Source organism: Roseimaritima sediminicola (assembly GCF_009618275.1).
Taxonomy (GTDB): Bacteria; Planctomycetota; Planctomycetia; order Pirellulales; family Pirellulaceae; genus Roseimaritima; species Roseimaritima sediminicola.
Genome location: NZ_WIAD01000156.1, coordinates 1 through 569, shown reverse-complemented (window position 1 = coordinate 569; position 569 = coordinate 1). Strand labels below are relative to the sequence as shown.

The 569-nt window shown below is 55.9% G+C and carries 1 protein-coding gene; it reads right to left on the bottom strand.

What is annotated here, in order from left to right:
- Positions 1–82: 82 nt before the first annotated feature.
- A partial coding sequence (locus GE027_RS23235) for a hypothetical protein (protein ID WP_237607749.1) occupies positions 83–569 on the bottom strand: 487 nt, incomplete at its 5' end.

The following is a 569-nucleotide window of genomic DNA, read 5'->3' as shown; positions in this document are numbered from 1 at the left end:
GAACGACGGCGGTAACGGGGCCGCCGCCAAGAGACTTTGCTTTCAAAACCCGCGTCATCGGCGGCTCCCGTTCACCGCTTGGTTACCCGCCTTTTGTCGTGCCCTTGATCCTCGCAACGTAGCCAGACACCGATCCGTCCCATCCGCAACGCCGACATCGACCGTCACGAAAAGAGTGTGCGCAGTTTGGCTTTTTGTACAAGTAATGTGAACATTCAGGACACAGACCAGTCATCGTGGCACTGGACGATAGGAACGGCGATCCACATTCATCGCAGTTGGTATCGGTCCCATTTTGCTCGGCTTCAATTGCAACAAGTTCGTGCAGCGATTCCGCAAGTTGCATCGCAGTACGCAAGTCAAGCTCCAGTTCAACGTTGTCGGTTACGCCGGAATCGGAGGCGTCGGTTACCCATTCGACGCTTGGGTTCAAGGCATCCGGATCAATCGACCACGCCTCCAAATTGACGTGGTTCGCATGAACAAGCCGGGTTTCGATGAAGCCGCCCCGGTACGAGATACCATCGCATCGCAGGCGTGTCGGTTCGGCGTCATTCATTGCATGGGTT